We start from the raw sequence: 18,740 nt of genomic DNA, 5'->3' as shown, positions 1-18,740 counted from the left end.
AAGTGATGCCTGTTTTTGAAAAATAAAAATAGTATAATATCCTCTCATATACAGGAGTATAACCTTGCTTTATTCTTGAAAATCGGAAGATAAGTTGCAGTCTTGTTTTGTTAAAATGTATTTTAGCACGAAACCTTTCTCTTTTTATTGTCAAAAAGTAGTATTTTTGTATATCCCAACCCATAAAGGCAAAATGATAGATACCAATGCCAATATATTATTGATTTATACCGGAGGAACTATCGGTATGGTCGAAAACAACGTCACCGGAGTTCTCGAGGTGTTCGATTTTGCCCATCTTACGAGCCATATGCCTGAGTTGCAGAAATTCAAATATCATATCAATACGATCGTATTTGAACCTGCTATTGACTCTTCGGATGTGTGCCCGTCTCACTGGCAAAAACTTGTTCGTATAATTGAAGATAATTATGCAGAGCACGATGGTTTTGTAATATTACATGGTACTGATACTATGGCTTACACAGCATCGGCTCTTAGTTTTATGATTCAGAATTTGCAGAAGCCCGTTGTTCTTACCGGAGCTCAACTACCAATAGGTAAGTTGCGAACCGATGCTAAGGAAAATCTGATTACGGCAATGGAAATTGCCGCTGATAAAGATTCTATTGGTTATCCGGTAGTGCCCGAAGTATGTATTTTCTTTCAGACGAATTTGATAAGGGGAAACCGTTCAACAAAGATAAATGCTGACAATTTTAATGCATTCAAATCGTATAACTATCCGGGGTTAGGAAAATCGGGAATACATATTCGTTACGACAGAGACAAAATTTTGAATCCCGATTACGAGAAAAAAGTAATCTTTCATTATTTGATGGATACGAATATTGTTATCCTAAAAATGTTTCCGGGAATAACCAAAGAAGTGGTAGATGCTATCCTGAATACAAAAGGGATAAGAGCTGTTGTGCTCGAAACCTATGGGTCGGGCAATGCACCTCGATACGATTGGTTTATTGAGGCTTTGCAGGATGCTGTAAAAAGAGGCATAATTATTGTAAATATAACTCAGTGCGAAATGGGTTGTGTGGAAATGCAACGTTATGAAACTGGTCACGAATTGCTCAAAGCAGGTGTAGTAAGTGGCTATGATGCAACAATAGAAGCAACGGTTACAAAATTGATGCATTTATTGGGACATAAGTATTCGCGAGAAGAAATTATAGTAAGAATGCGTGTGCCGTTGGCAGGAGAATTAACACGTCCCGATGAACGACAAATCTGACAAATATAACAATCTGTCAATAATGGCAGAAAAAGATACACCTGAGTTTCTCTCGTTTTTCAAAAAAAACAAGAAGAGGCTTGATAAGATGGATGGCATAGTGCATGATCTGCACGATAGATTCTCATCTGAAATAGATTGCTTGAAATGTGCTAATTGTTGCCGTTCTCTAGGTCCTGCTATTTATGACAAGGATATTGAACGTATGGCTAAGGCACTTCGAATGAAGCCCTCAGATGTGGTAACGATTTATTTGAAGGTAGATGAGGATGGCGATTATGTATTCCGAACCATGCCATGTCCTTTTCTGATGCCTGACAATTATTGCTCTATTTATGAGTCTCGTCCAAAAGCTTGCAGGGAATATCCTCATACCGATCGGAAGAAATTCAGTCAAATATATAAGTTAACTGTCAAGAATACGCAAACTTGTCCTATTGCTTATGAGGTTTTAAAGGAACTGGTAAAAAATTAGATCAGAGCGACTTTGTTTGCTTGGAATAGATTCATACCTTTACCGGCTTTATTTTACACATTTATTTATTGGAAATTAAGATTATGTACAAATTGAATAAAGGCAAAAAAATAGCCTTCTTTTTATTTCTTTTTGTTGTAGGGAATATTGCCTTATTATTTGGACAAGAGCCCGAAATTAGAGATCATACGGAACCTCGCGAATATAAATGTAAAGGGTTGTTTTCTTCTGATTCTACAACCGTGTCACGTTTTAATCAAAAAGCCGATCAGGTTTTAAACTCGGTATTTAAACCGGACAGAGAGTTTATTGCAGATAGTTTGATTAAAGTTTTTGATGATTCTCCTTCGTTTGGTATATATAAAGATAACTATGTTGTTGTTGGTACAGAACTATTACGTAACCCAAATAGGGATAATTCGGATGCGAAATTCCAAATAAGTTTTTCGCAACGTTTGACTAATAGTATATTACCATTCCGTACCTATCTGTTTCTAACATATACCCAATTGGCATTCTGGGATGTTTTTAAAGAATCATTTCCTTTTCGAGATATCAATTTTAATCCATCTATTGGTTTAGCTAAACCTTTGGTCTATAAAAATAGATATTTAGGAGAAATTGCTTTTCAGTTGGAACATGAATCGAATGGAAAAGATGGCGAAGATTCTCGAAGTTGGAACAAAGTAAGTTTTGGAGGACAGTTTAAGATTAACCATCATTGGTCATATTTTACAAAACTGTGGGTGCCTATTGTTGATGGAGAGAACAATAGAAATATTGTACGATATAGAGGTTGGGCAACTTCAGCAATAAGTTATAATCAGAAAGAAAAATTCAACACTAGTTTAGTTATAAATAAGCGTGGGGGAAATATCCTAAATGCCAATATTACGATGAACTTTGCATATCGATTATTTCATGATGAAAACCAATATTTGTTTTTCGAATTTTATAATGGATATGGTGAGGGTTTGCTAGATTATAATCAATTTCATCAACGTTTTCGTCTGGGATTCGTAATTAAACCTAACTTTAGGTTTATATACTAATGATTGAGATATTATATAATTGAGTCTTACTGTCTTTTTTCTAAAAACCGAATAGGTTAAATAAGGAGATCGGAGACTTTAAAACTGAAAGAGAGATGATCCCTTTTCTTTATAATGTTGCACAGGCTTACTATAAGCAATTTGGGCAGGAAGTAAGTAATTTTACTTTTGTGTTTCCTAACCGTCGTGCAGGATTATTCTTTCAGAAGTACCTTTCGGAAATTGCCCGAAAACCAATATTTTCACCCGAAATATTAACTATTGCAGACTTGTTTAGTCGGTTGAGTGGTTTGAATACTGCCGATCGTATTGAGCAGTTGTTTATGCTTTATAATATCTATAAACGGGCAAGCGGCTCTCTCGAAACATTTGATGAGTTTTTGTTTTGGGGCGAAATGCTTCTCAACGATTTCGATGATGTAGATAAATACATGGTTGATGCAGAGCAACTCTTTTCTAATATTCAGGATTTAAAAGAGATTGATGCCGGATTTAGCTATCTGACAGAAGAACAGATAACAGCTATTCGTCGTTTTTGGTCTAGTTTTATTCCGGTAGGAGAGAGCGATCGCAAAAAGGAGTTTCTCGAAATGTGGCAGGTTTTATTTGAGCTCTATACTTCGTTAAGAAATGAGTTACGAGAAAATGGACTAGCCTACGAAGGAATGATTTTTAGGGAGGTTGCCGAGCAGGCTAAAGCCAAACTAGACTTGAAAATACCCTTCGAACGTATTGTTTTTGTTGGTCTGAATGGTCATAGTAAATCCGAAGAAGAACTCTTAAAGTATTTACAGAATAGGGGAGTTGCCGATTTTTATTGGGATTACTCTTCCTCGTTAGTAAAAGACCCTGATAATAAAGCTTCATTTTTTATTGACAAGAATAAACTGTTCTTCTCATCTCAATTATCATTAGAACCCGAAGCTTTGGAAATGGAGAAACCTGTTTTAGAGGTTATTGGTATTCCTTCGGTAGTTGGTCAGGCTAAATATGTACACTCAATACTTAAGACACTGATAGAAGAAGAGCAAATAATGTCTCCTGATAAAGCTTTGAAAACTGCATTGGTGCTTCCTGACGAAAATCTGCTTTTACCTACTTTATATTCTATTCCCGAAGAGATTGATAAGATTAACGTAACTATGGGTTATGGTCTTGTTAATTCATCCATAGCGGGCTTAATGGATCATGTTTTCGAATTGCAGCGTAATATCCGAATAGTAAGTGGTAATCCCGGTTATTATTATCGGTTTGTGTTGTCAATTCTCAATCATCGTTATATAACTAGGGTTGCAGGCGATGAGGTGGTGCGTTTACGTACCGATATTATTAAGTATAATAAGATATTGGTTTCGGTAGAAGAATTAAGTATTCATCCTTTGCTTAGTCTTATTTTCAAACCTTTGGAGCATTGGAGTGATACAGCCTCTTATTTAAGAGATATATTAGCTCTTTTGGAGCGATCACTATCTTTATCTCGATTAGAAAAGACAGACGACGATACGAGTACTCGTTCCATAGATATGGAATGTGAGTTTATCATCGAATATTATAAAACCATCAATAAGATGGAAGATGCTTTGAAAAATGTGGATGCAGAAATGTCTGTTGATACTTATTTCAAACTTCTGAAAAAGCTGATTGTCGGAATAACTGTTCCGTTTAGTGGTGAGCCTCTGTCGGGATTGCAGGTTATGGGAGTGCTCGAAACTCGTGCTCTTGATTTTGATAATCTGATTATGCTTTCTATGAACGAAGGGATATTCCCAATGAAAAAGGGAGCGAACTCTTTTATCCCTTATAACCTTCGTAAAGGTTTTGGTTTGCCAACTTACGAGCATCAGGATAGTATCTTTGCATATCACTTTTACCGCCTTATAAATCGTGCTAAGCGAATTTATCTTCTTTATGATACGCGAACCGAAGGGTTGCAGGGTGGGGAAGTGAGCCGCTACTTTTATCAGCTTAAGCATCTATATCCGAATATGTTTGATATACGCGAGCGTTTGGCTGTATATGAAGTTTCGTCAAACGAAAGTATATCTATTTCAATTCCTAAAACACCACAGATAATAGGTAAGTTAAGTGCTTTCCTTACAGGTGAGCGTAGTTTATCGGCAAGTTCGATAAACATGTATCTCGACTGTCCTTTGCAGTTTTACTTTTCGGTAGTAGAACGTATGCAGGAGGAAGATGAGATTGCCGAAACGATAGAAGCCAGCACATTTGGAAGTATATTTCACTCGGTGATGGAGTGGCTGTACCAACCTTTGCAGGGTAAGCTGGTGACTGCTGATTTGCTGCATAAAATGGCTAAAGATGATAGGCTACTTACCGAAATGACTGAAAGATCTTTTGCCGAAAATTATTTTAAAGCAAATAAGATAAAGAGGCTCACCGGTCAAAATTTCTTGACGGGAGAGGTTCTTAAGCGATATATACAAAAGGTTTTAGCTACGGATGCTAAACTGACTCCTTTTATTTACGTGGAATCGGAAAAGCGGATTGCTGTAAATTATACATTACCATCGGGTAGAACGGTATCATTAAAAGGCTTTATAGATCGTATAGATGAGGTGCGCGGTCATACCCGCATTATCGACTACAAAACGGGCAAGGGGGTGCTTACTTTTAAGAACATGGAGCATTTGTTTGATAAGGATGCTAAAGACCGCCCCAAAGCAGTTATGCAAGTATTTATGTATGCACATCTGTATATGCTCGAATATCCTACAGTAGTATTAGAACCCGGTATATATTATTTGCGTAATTTATTCGATTCTAGCTTTAGTCCGAGTGTAGAGCACAGACCTACCCGAACAGATAAGGATATTATTTCAGATTTTTCTGGATTAAGAGAGGAATTTAAAGAACACTTTGAATCTTGTCTGGAAGAAATCTTTTCTATTGATACTTCTTTTACTCAAACTACAACGGGTAAACCTTGCGAATGGTGCAATTTTACCAATATTTGTAAGAAGTAAGATTTTATACTTTCGAACCTTAATTATTGTTGACATGAGAAAAACACATTTCAAAGCATGGAGTATGCTTCTTTTTTTACTTGCAATCAGTTTTAGTTTATCTATCGCCCAAGAAAAACTGAGAATCATTAATTATAATGTTCTCGTTGGTATGGAAACAGATAAAACTTCCAATAAAGAATTGTTTACTAATTGGATAAAATCTCAGAATCCAGATATACTGGCATTGGAGGAAATGAATAATTTTACCCAAAAACGCTTGGAGGAATTTGCTCGCCAATACGGACATCCTTATGCTGTCTTATTGAAAGAAGATGGCTATCCGGTAGCATTAACCTCAAAATACCCTATTGTAAATGTATCTAAGGTGCTCGACAATATGCATCATGGCTTTATCACAGCCCGTATTAAAGATATTAATATTATCGTTCTGCATTTAAGCCCCCATAAGTATCAAAAGAGAAATGAAGAGATCGATCTTATATTGGAGACAATAGCATCTTATCCCTCAAATGAAAAATGGATGATTATGGGTGATTTTAATTCGGTAACACCTCTTGATAAGGAACATTATAACAATGGAAAATTAGCAAAGAGTATGGAAGGGAATGATATTGAATATTCGTATGTGAAAAATTTAGTGAATGGTAAGGCATTAGACTATGGTGTGCATCAAAATATTCTTGATTTTGGCTTTGTAGACGTTCTCCGAGTGTTTCTCAAAGACTTTATTTCGACTTGTGATACAAAAATATTTAATCCGAATGAGACAGAGGATACAAAGAGTAGAATTGACTTTATTTATATAAGTAAGAATATGGAGGCTGATGCAATTACTTCAGAGGTACTAAAAGACAGTTTTACCGATTATTCTTCTGATCATTATCCAGTCTTGTTTGAATTAAAGAATAGGGTAGGTCGATAGTTATCTTTCTGTTTATTAATTGTCTAAGTTGTTTCTTGTAATCCTTTGCTGAAAAAAGTAGAAAAAAGCTTAGATATTATTTTGGAATTAGAAAAAAGTGCATATCTTTGCAACGCTTTAGGGGAAAAGTCCTCGTAAATGAAGCACTGGAGAGATGGCAGAGTGGTCGATCGCGGCGGTCTTGAAAACCGTTGTACTGTGAGGTACCGGGGGTTCGAATCCCTCTCTCTCCGCCACCAAATCTGGAAAAAAAATCGCTATAAGTTGAATACTTATAGCGATTTTTTTGTTTTGACCCATAGTTGAAAAACATATAATAGAGAAGTATAATTTTTGATCAAATGTGTATATTAGCAGATCTAATAATTATTGAATACTATGAAAAAGCTTGTTGTCCTATTTATATTTAGTTTGCTATTTGTTAAATCAGATAACCTATCAGCTTTCGAGAATAACAATGGAGAACTTACCTCGATAGAAATTACACAGCCTAAAAACTTGAAACCTTTAGGTGGAGGCTATGCAAAAGATAATTTCCGCGTATACTATCATGGAGAAGTTGTTGAAGATGCCTCCTCTTCCTCTTTTAAGTACTTGGATGGCGGATATGGAAAAGATAACTGGAGGGTTTTTTATAAAGGCAAGATAGTTAAGGATGCCTCTTCCTCTTCATTTGAATATTTAAAAGATGGTCATGCGAAAGACAATTGGAGAGCCTATTACAGAGGTAAAGTTGTTGAAAAAAACTCTATCTCTTCATCCAAGCCTTTAGGTGACGGATATACGAAAGATAGTTGGACAGTATTTTACAAAGGGAAGGAAATAAAAGGAGCTTCTTCATCATCTTTTAAATACTTAGAGGATGGATATGGCAAGGATAACTGGACAGTTTTTTATAAAGGGGGAGTAATTAAAGATGCCTCTTCATCATCTTTTAATAATTTAGGAGGTGGTTATGCCAAAGATAATTGGACTGTTTTTTATAGAGGAGAAGCAATAAAAGGAGCTTCTGCGTCATCTTTTAAATACATGGAAGATGGCTATGCCAAAGATAATTGGAATGTATATTATAGAGGGAGAATAAGCAGGGATTAAAAGAGAGTCTATAATTCTCAACTGAAGCGTTTCAGAGAAAGATTAAGTATAAATATTTATATAAAAAGCAGGCTGCTTTCATTTAGGAAAGCAGCCTGTTTCAATTATTGAATTTAGAAATTATTCTTTATCCGTTAACTTTCTTCATTGTAGCAATAGAATCGAGTACCTTACAAGAAAATCCCCACTCATTATCATACCATGCAACTACTTTTACAAAGGTTGGGCTTAACTGTATTCCTGCTTTTTCGTCAAAAATAGCAGTGTTAGAGTTGCCTATCATATCTGACGATACTACATCCTCATCAGTATACGCGAGATAACCTTTTAATGAACCTTCGGAAGCTTTTTTCATAACCTTACATATTTCTTCATAGGTTGTTTCTTTAGCTAATCGAGCAGTTAAATCTACAACAGAGACATCAAGAGTAGGAACTCGGAAAGACATACCTGTTACTTTTCCATTCAATTCGGGAATTACTTTTCCTACTGCCTTTGCAGCACCCGTTGTAGAAGGAATAATATTGCCCGAAGCAGCTCTTCCACCTCTCCAATCTTTCATCGATGGGCCATCTACTGTCTTTTGAGTAGCTGTTGTAGAATGCACAGTGGTCATTAATGCTTCAGCTATGCCAAAATTATCATTCAATACCTTTGCAATCAATGCCAAGCAGTTTGTTGTGCATGATGCATTCGATATAATTTGTGTTCCTTTTGTATATTTATCATCATTCACACCTGGAACAAACATCGGGGTATCGTCTTTAGAGGGACCGGATAGAACCACGTATTTAGCTCCTGCGGTAATATGTGCTTGTGCTTTCTCTTTTGTTAAGAATAATCCTGTTGATTCTACTATATATTCGGCTTCTATCTCATTCCATTTCAAATTAGCTGGATCTTTCTCCGCTGTAATGCGAATTGTATTGTCATTTACAATAAGCTTTCCGTCTTTTGTTTCAATGGTTCCGTCAAATTGTCCATGAATAGTGTCGTATTTGAGCATATAAGCAATGTACTCAACATCTAGTAAGTCATTTATTCCAACTATTTGTATATCGCTTCTGCTTTGTGCGGCTCTAAAAACTAAACGTCCAATACGTCCAAAACCATTAATACCTACTTTAATTGCTTTCATAATGAATTGGTTTTAAGTGATAAAATATTTTTGATATCTTTTGTATTACAAAGGTACATTATAATACTGTTGTCTGAAATGACAAAAAATGCACAATTCCTGCCATTTCGGGTTTGTTCTGATAAATAATATCTACTTTTAAATATCAAAATAAAGAAAGTATGAGTAAGCAATTAAAAATAAGACATGTAGTGTTGCTCGTTCCTCCCAATTCTACATTGCTCACTACAGCAGGTCCTTTGGATGTATTCTCTAAAGCTATTGAACAGTTTGATCTCGTCCGAAATAAAGTGGATTTCATTTATAAGACGCATGTTGTATCTATGGAGACGGAAAAATTAATTACTACATCCTCCGGATTATCTATATTGACCGAGGGTTGCTATACTGAAATAGACTATCCTATAGATACCTTAATAATTACAGGATTAGCCCGACACCTTGACCCGAATCTTAAAAATAAGATGGTGGAATGGTTGAAGGAACAAGAAAAAGTTATTCGTCGGATATGTTCGGTATGTTCAGGTGCCTTTATCTTGGCAGAAGCAGGATTTCTTGATGGAAAAAAAGCTACTGCTCACTGGTCTAAAAACGAAGAATTTGCACAAATGTATCCTTCAGTAGATGTTCAGATAGCACGCATCTTTATAAAAGATGGCAATATATACACAGCTGCGGGGATTACTTCGGGTATGGATTTAGCTTTGGCTTTGATAGAAGAAGATTTTGGACAGTCCTTTGCTTTGAATGTTGCTCGATGGATGGTTTTTTATTTGAGTCGTCCCGGAAATCAGTCGCAGTTTAGTACATATTTAGATTGTAAAAGTATAGGAAATCCAACTATAAGAAAAGTGTGTGAATGGATACTCGGACATCTCAAAGAAGATCTTACTGTAGAAAAGCTTGCTGAACATGTTGCGATGAGTCCTCGTAATTTTGCACGGGTTTTTGTTCGCGAATTGAGGGTTACCCCTGCAAAGTATATAAATAAGTTGAGGCTTGATAATGCTTGTCAGCATCTGATAGAGACGGAACTTTCGTTAGATGAAATAGCTTTTTATTGTGGATTAAAAACGGCTGAAAATCTGCGTCGCCAGTTTATAAGTCTCTTAGAGGTTTCACCAGCTCAATATCGGAAGAGTTTTCAATCCTCTTTTATGAGTGCCTCATGATAGGAGAGGGTATTATTATTTTATGATAAAGTATTTACGATAGATCAGTTTATCTAATCACCTTACTTAATATTTCAATACCCTTTTCTAACTGACTCTCTGATAGTGATGCATAACCTAAGCGGATTCCATCTATTTTATTATCGAAAGAATAATTTGTCCAAGGAATTATACTGACACCTCTAAGCTTGAGGGCTTGATTAAGTTTATTTATGTCCTGCTTGTTTCTCAGTTTCAACCAAAATGCTAAACCTCCCTCTGGTTCTTTATAGGTAACTTTATCGGAGAGGTATTTGCTAATTAAAGAAATAAAGTAGTTACGTTTATTCAAGTAATATTTAGATGCTTTTCGAATATGCTTTTTGATAACACCCGACTCTATTAGTTCTAAAATAGCCTGTTCCATAATGTTGTCACCTTGCAAATCGATTATGCGCCTGAGGTTGCCTACTTCTTGTATAATATTATTATTCGCAACAAGATATCCTACCCTTAGGCTTTCAGATATCATTTTACTAAAGGTTCCTATATATATTGTATCATTAGCACCGTCTAAAGAGGATAGGGGTGCTATGGGACGAAGACCGAAATGAAAATCGCAGTCGTAATCATCTTCTATAATTGTGAATCCGTATAAGTTAGATAGCTCTATCAATCGCAGACGCCTATCTAGACTCATAATAACAGTAGTCGGATATTGATGATGAGGAGTTATATATACAGCTTTTATTTGTTGAGTAGATGCAGTTCTCTCAATTTCTTCGACATCAATCCCTTTCTCATCCACCGAAATTGGAATAAGCTCTGCTCCTGCATGTCGAAAAGTTTCCCATGCAGGTCCATAACCCGGATTCTCGACCAGAATTAAATCACCTTTATTCAATAAAGCATGTGCTATCAAGAACAACGCCATTTGACTACCTCGGGTAATGCATATCTCCGAATAGTCAGTATGCATTCCTCTTGTTTGATTCAGCATTCTAGAGACAGACTCTCTAAAACGAAGTGCTCCAAACTCGCTTCTGTTGAGCATTGGATTTATTCGAGCCTTGCGGTTGAATATCTGTCTATAAGCACTAGCTAATTCGCGCATAGGAGCTATCTGTGTATCGGGTAGTCCACTGTCGAATATTATGACCGATTCTTTCTCTTGATTTTGTAAAATCGATTTTTGTATATCTTTTTTGTATCTAGACCTCTCTTTCGCTGGGAGATTGGCAGAGACAAACAAGCCTTTGCGTTCTTCGCTATATAGCCATCCTTCCGAAATCAAGATGTCTAAAGCTTTGATTACTGTGTTTCGGTTTATTCCTAAATCTAATGCGAGTAACCTGCTGCTAGGTAAGATATCTCCCGATTTAAGTGTTCCATTTTTTATCAGATCAATAATATAATCTGTAATTTGCAGGTAAATTGCTTTCTTCGAATCTCTTTCGAATTGTATTTGAAAAGTCCAAGGTCGAAGCATCTGGTATATCTTATTTAATTACAAGTGGTATACAAATATAGACCATCTTGTATGTATTTTTATAGAAAAAGAATAATTATGAATACTATAGTAGAAAATCTAGCATATATCCATAGCCGTATAAAAGCCGTATGTAAGTCTTCAGGCAGAGACGAAAGTGATGTAAGGTTGTTACTAGCCACTAAAACCGTTACTCCTGATAAAATAAAGATTGCTTTGGACTGTGGAGAATCATTAATTGGCGAAAATAAAATTCAGGAGCTCCGAGATAAAGATCCTGAGCTAAGAGACTGTTCCGTAGAACGCCATTTTATAGGTCATCTACAAACCAATAAAATAAAAGATGTTCTGAAATATGCTTCCTGCATTCAATCTGTTGACAGACTCGATTTAGCTCAAAAGCTTGATCAACGTCTACAATATGAAGGTCGATCGATGGATATTCTGATACAAGTAAACACTTCTTTTGAAGATAGTAAATTTGGTGTTGCACCTGATGAGGCAATAGCTTTAATTAAAAATATAGCTCAATATAACACACTAAATATAAAAGGCTTGATGACTATCGGCATTCTAAGTTCTGATAATGAATCTGTAAGAAAATGCTTTCGCTTACTAAAAGCAATACAGCAACAAACGATCTCTCAAAACATCGATAACGTTGCTATGGATGTATTATCAATGGGTATGAGTGGCGATTTTGAAGCTGCTATAGAAGAAGGTTCTACAATGCTTCGTGTAGGAACATCCGTTTTTGGATCGCGTATATACCCCGATAGCTTTTATTGGAATGAACAGATAGGTAAGTAATATTGAACCTATTTTTATTAACAGAAAGCCATAAGACATGTTCTTACTGCTTTCTGTTTTTTATAATTAGTTCCACCAATTATAGTAATTGTGCTCGCTATCTAATTCAAAACCGCATTTAGGATATAAGCTGTTACCTATTTTGTTTGTCTTTTGAGTTTCCAGCAATAGTCCACAAGCATCAGTTTCGATGCAATACTGTTTGCATTGGTCGATGAGATTTATTGCGAGACCCGATCCTCGATAAGCAGGGTCAACGAATAAATCACTCAAAAGCCATTGACGCTTCAACGTTTTGTAGTGATATAAGGAATATAACTGAGCGAAGCCTACATGTTTATTATCCTTCTTTATCAAGAAGGTAACTGTTTCTTTGTTCGTAATACGTTCTTTTAGAAAAGATTTACCTCTTTCTAAATCGGATGGTTGTTCGTAAAATACACGATAACTATCGAATAATTCTGCAAACTCATTTAAGTGTTCTAATGTTGCGATTTCAATTTGTTTCATAAGTAATATAACTGGTTTAGTGAATTGAATGACAAAATTAGAGTAACCTCTTGTGAGTTTGGTATGCCAAAAAACAAATATATAGCTAGTCCAGTTGCAGGTTGAATTAGTTTATTTATTAAATATTTTATGTCCCCATTTAGTCTTTTTATAGGATTCATTTAGATATGGGAAATCTGCTTGAGGTATATATGTAGTTAAACCAGAATGTTTCTTGATTGGAAAGCCCTGATATTCGAGCATAAAATTAGGTGTAGCCTGTTTCCATATAACACATTCTTCTATAAGGTGCTTGAGCTCTTCTTTTTGTTCCTTAGTATTTAATAATTGAGAGTAATAATCTTCAAAGTCGAAAAAAAGATGATACTTATAGCGATCAAAATGTTGAATTGTGGTAAGAACTGTTGTTTTCTGAAAATCACAATTGAGTTTTATCCATTCAGTTAAACTATTCAATTTATTGGTGTTAATGATCGAGAAAGTAGCCGATCTATCAGAGTTCGATTGATTATTAAAGTATGTAAATGCTTTATCTGCAAATTTGGACAGATTAGCTGGCGATTCGAACAAATAATTAATATTTTCGGAATAAGTGTTTGTAAACCCGGGCGATAATATTTCAGCAGAAGAAGCAAGTATATAATCTGTTTTATCACGTAGTTCGTAGGCAACTTCTATTCCTGACATAAAGCATGCTTCGAAAATGATATAATCAAAACAGTGATCGGGTAACGCTGTCGCAAAATCTATTAGATCCATTTCGTCTTGTTGATCAGATACTATTGATCGGGGTCGTAATAATGTCTTGTAAGGTAACCAGCCCGAGGCATGAGAAAATAATATGAGACCATATGAAGTTGTTGGATATAATTCTTTTACCTCTTTCAGAATGTTAGAAAAAACAATTGCGCTGGCAGAATTCTCTTCGGGATATACTCTTATGCTTTTCTCTACATTCAGAGTATTTTCTTTAACTATCTCAATTAATCTGGGCGTATCGTCAGAAGGATCACTATAGATAACCAACCTATTGGTTTCACTAGGTTGGTATGCTTTTTTCAATGCTTCAATCTTCTGATATGTTTCTTCTGATAAACTATTATCACCTCCCATATATACAAGAAGAACATGATTAATATTCTTGATAGGCTCTGTTGCTGCATCTTTTTCACAGCTTAGCATTACCAAGCCTAAAAGTATGATAAAACTTATTTTTATGTTCAACTTTATCCTCATATTTGTTATAATGATGTTTCAGAGACACATCGAACTGAGATTGCAACATTATAATTGAGATTATAATTGGTTTCAAGAGTTGCAGGTCCAAAAACGAGACCAGAGGAATAACCCACAGTAGCTGAAGCGAGAGCACCCCAATAGAATCCGGCAGCTCCTACTAAATTAATAGAGGTATCTATGCGGTATCCGGCTCCAGGGTAGAAACCTCCAATAGAAGCGTTAGATCTTCCTCCTGTGGCATTCGGATCGGTCCATGTACCACTTACGGGGAAGTTTGAAAGTAGGAGTGATGCCCAAGCTAAAACTTTCGGTACTCGCCATCCTACAGGACAAGGATCATATACTGTTTTTGCCCCTAATAAAGTGTTCCATGAGTTACCAGCCGCTGATCCTGTCCATCCCGATGTCATCATATTTAATGGGTTCTGTATTGCAGAAGCTAGGGTATTGGTAGTTGTAGTCGAAACAGAAAGAGGGGTTATTCCACTTGCTCCATATACATTTCCTAAGGTTGAAGGCATAGGGTTGCTACGTCCAAACTGATATACTAATCCTACTGTTTTTTCCCATTCACTTCTAAGAGTTGTTTGTGTACCGCTCAAAGCTCCCATATTTCGATTTAAAAAGGTGCCTATTGCAATACCTGTAGGTGTTGTGTAATTGGTAACCCAGATATGCCAGGTCCATTTTATCTTGGTGGCATCTGTTCCTACTTCTGCGCTAATAAGAGCATTACCTTCAACAGTTCCTGGTACCGCAATTATTTTGCCTGAATTACCTGTGCCTACCCGAAGAATTCGATGGATTGGAGAGTTTAGACTAAGACCGTTTATATTGTCGGTCCAGATTAAGTTACCGGTAAAGGCATCGCTTGCTCCTATGCGTGTTGTTAGGTCGGCATTGGCACGACTAACCGGTAGCATTACTCCCAGACTATGTGGGGCGACAATATAAGAATTAGACTCACTAGCAACGGAAAGAGGATAACTATCCGTCCCTTGAACTACATAAATGGTTTTCACGATTAAGCCAGCTGTGATAGTTATGGTTGCCGAACGGCTTAATCCTGTCGTATTTTCTGAAGCTGTATATAGAAGAACTGATTTTTCGATTGCTGAGGATGCTGATGATAAGGTCAACCAACTATCTGAGCTAACTGCTGTCCATCGTGGAGTTGCTCCTGTGTAGCTAGTACTCACAGTTATACCTGAGTAGGTTTGCTCTTTAGATAATGTAATGTTGCTTTCGCTTACACCAAGTGCATATTGCCCATTGAAGCTTATATCTGATAACCCTCCATCGTTCCAAGCAGATATATTGGCTGTTATATTTACAGGTCCTGCATTGAAGGCACTTGTAGCACTGGTAAAGCCGGGGCCACTTATGTTAGTTATATTAACTTTGTAACTATAATTACGTAGTAAATCGAGATAGGTTGTAACATTGCTTACAGTATTTGAGAAATCAATACGGTAATAGTATGTTGTGTTATCTGGAATGTAAACACCTCCTATTACCAAGCAGGTGTTTTGTGACGAATTTGCAGAAGTGCCTTTAATTGCTTCAAAAGTATATATTTCACTTATAGATGAGACATTGACAGTCGTAATTTCGGCATTTTCATACACTAATGGGCCTAAAGTCTTAGTAGCATCAATTGGCACATTGGGTAATAATGCTTTATTATTGGTATCGTCCCAGGTTCCGACTCCTGTTGGTATCAAGGATCCTTTGTTGTTATAGTTATAAAGGCTAACACTTTTTAATTGAAAGTTGGCTTTAGCAACGCCAGTTGATAGAGCTACGTCTACTTTAGCTAGCATACGTATCATTTTAATATCGTTAATTGTAGTACTCTCATTAATAGTGAGATTTCCGGTCTTTCCCCACATCGGAATAGCTTTGTAGGTTGGTAAGGATGTATTGGTAATCCATTTACTGGCGTTATCCATCTTTAGACTACTCAATACGGTTGCTTTGGGTGTATTTAATGGAATACCTGTGGGATAGCTGCTGGTAACAATAGATCGGGCATTAGCCAATATTACAAGATCGGATGTGCCTTTTACTAGTTTAACCGTGAATTTTTTCTTATCTGATGCTCCATTGTTTGTAATCACATCACTATAAGCTATGTACTGATAAGCACCATTGGTGTCAAAAGCCAATATTTCGATAGTTTTTACTTCATTTTCGTTAGATTCATTCAAAGCATAGGTTTTTCCTCCTTCAACTTGTCCTGGCATTTGAAGCGTAAAGGTGACATTGGCATTACCTGTTGTATCTATTATTTCATTATCTTGATCGTCAACTACACATGAACTGAAAAACAGCATCGGGATGAAGCTCAAAATAAAAATCGGGTAAATGTATAATCTATATATTTTCATTTTGCTACTTATATATTGATTGTTTCAAAATTTATTTGTCTTTCTGCGGATTATATATAATCAAGAATGTTAGAGGTCAGGATCTACAGGGTTGTTGCCCCATGGAGCCAATGAAACGGTAATCTTTCCGTCTAAAAAAGTAACTTGCAGAGGAATATTGATCTGATGGTTATCATCGATAGATATACCATTGTCACGAGTGAATTTAATAAGGTCTACAGTCCATAATACTTTATTCGAGATAGTATTCTCCAGAATATCTACTGTTATTTTATCGTTCAGACTAAAGTACAATACATCGCATTTAATATGTATTATCTCTGCAGTATAGTCACTTATCGATGGATAATAACTTACGGGTGCTCCTTTTGGTTGCCTCTTAAAATCATAGAGAGGCAATAGGTTATTGATGCGTATAGCGGGATCATTAGCTGCATAAGATTTCAGAGAAAGCATTTCTAATCCTTTTATATACACATTAAGTCTTATATGTGCAGGTTTAAAGTAAAGTGTGTCGGTAATATTATTTCCTGGTAATACAGAGAAATTGAGTGAACCATAATATAGGGAATCGTTATTGTTAATAGGAATATTAGTTCCATAGTTAGTATGATAAACTTCTCCATCTGACATAAGAGATCCCACGGTTAAGCCTTTTATACGGGTTTTGTCAAATGAATTGGCCCAGCATATAGCTGTATATTTTCCTGTATCTAGTGAGAGTGTGATACCTTGAGAATTATTCAAATCAGATTTTTCTAACTGCCTTACTTGTATGCATCTACCGCTACGGTCGAATATCCCTATATTGACACGGTTTATATATTCCCCAAAATTTATATAATTAAACCTTAAAGAGAAGTTTTCAGTTGGTGGGCAATCACTAGTATCCTCGTCAATACATCCACCAAATAATACTGCTATCAGAAATACAAACAGAGTTTTAAGCAGTTTCATTGTATCTATATTTAAAGATTTGTCTTTTGGCATATTTCGCAGTATTGAGACTATTAAGCCTCAAATACTGCTTGATATGTGCATTTTTGAATAACCGATTTTTTTGAATCTTTATCTATTACAGATCAGGTGTAACAGTTACATCAGTCCAAGGGTGTACAGTTACGGTAACATTTATATCTGCTTTTGCTGCAGTCTCGGGTTTCGCTGATAAGTTTTCGCCTGCTATATCTATTGATGCAATGCTATATACTTTACCCGGATCTAATGCGGTAAGAGCTGTGGCTCCATTTTTCAAACTTCGTACTGTAATATAGGCAGGAGAAGGTAGAACAACACCCGATACAGAAGTTACTGCATTTTCTATTTTCAATATAATATGAGGAACGGAGCTCTGTACTGCTGCATCAATTGTAGTTCCCTTGTTAGCAAGAGGCGATACTACAAAATATCCCCATTTCTGACCGGCAGTTGTAGGAGCTTTTGTTGTTGTAGTACCTCCTAATTCTGTAGCTGGACCTACAGGTAAGTCACAGAATCTGGCAGGATACGAAGCAGTCCATTGTGTAGCATTTTGTCCATAATTTAAAATATCAACACCTGTAGGAAGAGTTGACCTATCCATTCCTAGCTTTGTATAAGTGTTATTAATATAAATTGCGGTAAGTTTAAATGCTGTTAAGGGATATTGTGCTCCATTTCCACTTGTTTTGGCTATAACCTGAGCAATTTCAATATGCGATACAGCTGGATATATATCCAAAGCAGCAGTATAGACTCCTGCTGTAACAGATATAAGACCTTCTCCTTGTAGATTTACGGCAGTTCTAGGATGAGTTTGTTTTGAAATTTCTATCATAGCCGCTTTTAGTGCCGCTTCGGTACCAGTTGTGGGTAGAGTAGGAGAGGCTAGAACTGTGGCATTACCTACAACTATAATTTTTGTTGCAGCTCCGGGAACATTAGTAAACGTTTGGCCCGAAATCGTAGTAATAGAACTCACCGTTGCTGCTCTTGTGTCTAAGATATTTGTGCCATCAGTAAAGAATAGCTTCAAATCAGTTAGATCAGGAGTAACACCTACTGCAGTTGCTCCTTCCGAGTAAGTTGTTGTTTCTCCTATCTTAACTTTTACAGTTACACTTTTAGGATTGATCGACTCATTGGGAGAGGCCTCATTGTCATTATTACAGCTAACAAAGCCTGTAATCAATATGACGATAATCATTAAAAAGTTGAAATTTTTTTTCATTGTAATTTAAAATTAGATGTTCAT

At 36.1% G+C, this 18,740-nt stretch carries 15 protein-coding genes and 1 tRNA gene; 9 read left to right on the top strand and 7 right to left on the bottom strand.

The window, feature by feature from the left end; genetic code table 11:
- Positions 1-193: 193 nt before the first annotated feature.
- From IR022_RS14875 to IR022_RS14845, 7 genes are all read left to right on the top strand, one after another.
- Entirely contained in the window at positions 194-1,249 is a 1,056-nt protein-coding gene (locus tag IR022_RS14875) for an asparaginase (RefSeq protein ID WP_050711229.1), read from the top strand.
- Positions 1,233-1,724 (top strand): YkgJ family cysteine cluster protein, encoded by a 492-nt coding sequence (locus IR022_RS14870; protein WP_194204328.1) that lies wholly within the window; start codon positions 1,233-1,235, stop codon positions 1,722-1,724. The genes IR022_RS14875 and IR022_RS14870 overlap by 17 nt, the downstream gene beginning before the upstream one ends.
- 83 nt (positions 1,725-1,807) lie before the next feature.
- On the top strand, positions 1,808-2,776 hold the full coding sequence (locus tag IR022_RS14865) for a phospholipase A (RefSeq protein ID WP_194204327.1): 969 nt from the start codon (positions 1,808-1,810) through the stop codon (positions 2,774-2,776).
- A gap of 95 nt (positions 2,777-2,871) precedes the next feature.
- Positions 2,872-5,760, top strand: a complete 2,889-nt coding sequence (locus IR022_RS14860; protein ID WP_194204326.1) for a PD-(D/E)XK nuclease family protein — start codon at positions 2,872-2,874, stop codon at positions 5,758-5,760.
- A gap of 34 nt (positions 5,761-5,794) precedes the next feature.
- Complete coding sequence (locus IR022_RS14855; protein ID WP_194204325.1) at positions 5,795-6,685, top strand: endonuclease/exonuclease/phosphatase family protein; 891 nt, start codon at positions 5,795-5,797, stop codon at positions 6,683-6,685.
- 148 nt (positions 6,686-6,833) lie between these two features.
- Positions 6,834-6,921, top strand: a tRNA-Ser gene (locus IR022_RS14850).
- Between the two features lie 142 nt (positions 6,922-7,063).
- Positions 7,064-7,780, top strand: a complete 717-nt coding sequence (locus tag IR022_RS14845; protein WP_194204324.1) for a DKNYY domain-containing protein — start codon at positions 7,064-7,066, stop codon at positions 7,778-7,780.
- A gap of 127 nt (positions 7,781-7,907) precedes the next feature.
- Here the strand turns inward: IR022_RS14845 and gap are convergent, their stop codons facing one another.
- The gene (gene gap / locus IR022_RS14840) at positions 7,908-8,918 is read right to left on the bottom strand and encodes a type I glyceraldehyde-3-phosphate dehydrogenase (protein ID WP_194204323.1); all 1,011 of its coding nucleotides are present in this window, start codon (positions 8,916-8,918) and stop codon (positions 7,908-7,910) included.
- Between the two features lie 161 nt (positions 8,919-9,079).
- Between gap and IR022_RS14835 the strand changes: the two genes are divergently transcribed.
- Positions 9,080-10,090 carry a GlxA family transcriptional regulator gene (locus IR022_RS14835; RefSeq protein ID WP_194204322.1) on the top strand — a complete coding sequence of 337 codons (1,011 nt, stop codon included), beginning with the start codon at positions 9,080-9,082 and terminating at the stop codon, positions 10,088-10,090.
- A gap of 49 nt (positions 10,091-10,139) precedes the next feature.
- On the opposite strand, the gene IR022_RS14830 is transcribed toward IR022_RS14835, so the two are convergent.
- Complete coding sequence (locus IR022_RS14830) at positions 10,140-11,558, bottom strand: PLP-dependent aminotransferase family protein (protein ID WP_194204321.1); 1,419 nt, start codon at positions 11,556-11,558, stop codon at positions 10,140-10,142.
- Between the two features lie 78 nt (positions 11,559-11,636).
- On the opposite strand from IR022_RS14830, the gene IR022_RS14825 reads away from it, so the two are divergent.
- Positions 11,637-12,368 carry a YggS family pyridoxal phosphate-dependent enzyme gene (locus IR022_RS14825; RefSeq protein ID WP_194204320.1) on the top strand — a complete coding sequence of 244 codons (732 nt, stop codon included), beginning with the start codon at positions 11,637-11,639 and terminating at the stop codon, positions 12,366-12,368.
- 66 nt (positions 12,369-12,434) lie between these two features.
- On the opposite strand, the gene IR022_RS14820 is transcribed toward IR022_RS14825, so the two are convergent.
- The 5 genes from IR022_RS14820 to IR022_RS14800 all read right to left on the bottom strand — a co-directional run bounded on the left by IR022_RS14820 (position 12,435) and on the right by IR022_RS14800 (position 18,716).
- Positions 12,435-12,878: a GNAT family N-acetyltransferase gene (locus tag IR022_RS14820; protein WP_194204319.1), complete on the bottom strand. Its 444-nt coding sequence runs from the start codon at positions 12,876-12,878 to the stop codon at positions 12,435-12,437.
- Between the two features lie 111 nt (positions 12,879-12,989).
- Positions 12,990-14,114: a clostripain-related cysteine peptidase gene (locus IR022_RS14815; protein ID WP_194204318.1), complete on the bottom strand. Its 1,125-nt coding sequence runs from the start codon at positions 14,112-14,114 to the stop codon at positions 12,990-12,992.
- A gap of 5 nt (positions 14,115-14,119) precedes the next feature.
- The gene (locus IR022_RS14810; RefSeq protein WP_194204317.1) at positions 14,120-16,507 is read right to left on the bottom strand and encodes a BACON domain-containing protein; all 2,388 of its coding nucleotides are present in this window, start codon (positions 16,505-16,507) and stop codon (positions 14,120-14,122) included.
- A gap of 69 nt (positions 16,508-16,576) precedes the next feature.
- Positions 16,577-17,464 carry a FimB/Mfa2 family fimbrial subunit gene (locus IR022_RS14805; RefSeq protein WP_194204316.1) on the bottom strand — a complete coding sequence of 296 codons (888 nt, stop codon included), beginning with the start codon at positions 17,462-17,464 and terminating at the stop codon, positions 16,577-16,579.
- Between the two features lie 118 nt (positions 17,465-17,582).
- Entirely contained in the window at positions 17,583-18,716 is a 1,134-nt protein-coding gene (locus IR022_RS14800) for a hypothetical protein (protein ID WP_194204315.1), read from the bottom strand.
- Positions 18,717-18,740 lie beyond the last annotated feature (24 nt).

This window comes from Dysgonomonas sp. GY617 (assembly GCF_015233815.1).
GTDB lineage: Bacteria > Bacteroidota > Bacteroidia > Bacteroidales > Dysgonomonadaceae > Dysgonomonas_A.
This window is presented reverse-complemented; position numbering and strand designations above follow the sequence as displayed.